This is a genomic window from Bradyrhizobium sp. 141 (assembly GCF_023074055.1).
Taxonomy (GTDB): domain Bacteria; phylum Pseudomonadota; class Alphaproteobacteria; order Rhizobiales; family Xanthobacteraceae; genus Bradyrhizobium.
This window is the reverse complement of the sequence record NZ_JADPKR010000009.1, coordinates 1-538: the sequence shown is the minus strand read 5'-3', so window position 1 is coordinate 538 and position 538 is coordinate 1. Positions and strand designations below refer to the sequence as shown.

Here is a 538-nt window from a genome sequence, read left to right as displayed (position 1 = left end):
CTGGCGGAAGCCTCTTGCCTGCTTGATCTGGCCGAAGACGGGCTCGACGATCTGTTTTCGCAATCGATACCGGCTTCGATAGCCTGCGCGCTTGAGCTTCGTGCTCATTCTGGCGATGAGCGTGCCAGATTTGAGTTTCCTTTTCGTCGTGGCCGCCTTGGTGCCGTGCTTTTGCCGTCCGGTGGCGACGTAGCCCTCGATCCGGCGTCGGATGAGCGTGCGAAGATTGGATTGCGAGCAATAGCCCGCATCGGCCGACGCTTCGTCCGGGTTCTTCCCGAGATTGGCTTTTATGGCATCGAGCAATGGCGCAAGCTGCGCCTGATCGCTCGGCGAGTTGGTCAGCGCGTGCGCCACGATGATCTGATGGGCGCCATCAACGGCGGCCTGTGCGTTGTAGCCCTGGATGAAGCCGTTTTTGGTGGGCATCACGCGGCTCTCGGGATCGGTGAAGTTGCGTTGCGCCTTGTCGCTCGGCTCTGCCGTGACGGGCTTGGACTTGCGTCCCGGCCGGCCCTTGCCGCCGTCGCCGGAGCCG

At 62.8% G+C, this 538-nt stretch carries 1 protein-coding gene; it reads right to left on the bottom strand.

Annotated features, from left to right (window positions below):
• Positions 1-429: transposase (locus IVA81_RS02330; protein ID WP_247311659.1), on the bottom strand; the 429-nt coding region annotated here is incomplete at its 3' end.
• Positions 430-538 lie beyond the last annotated feature (109 nt).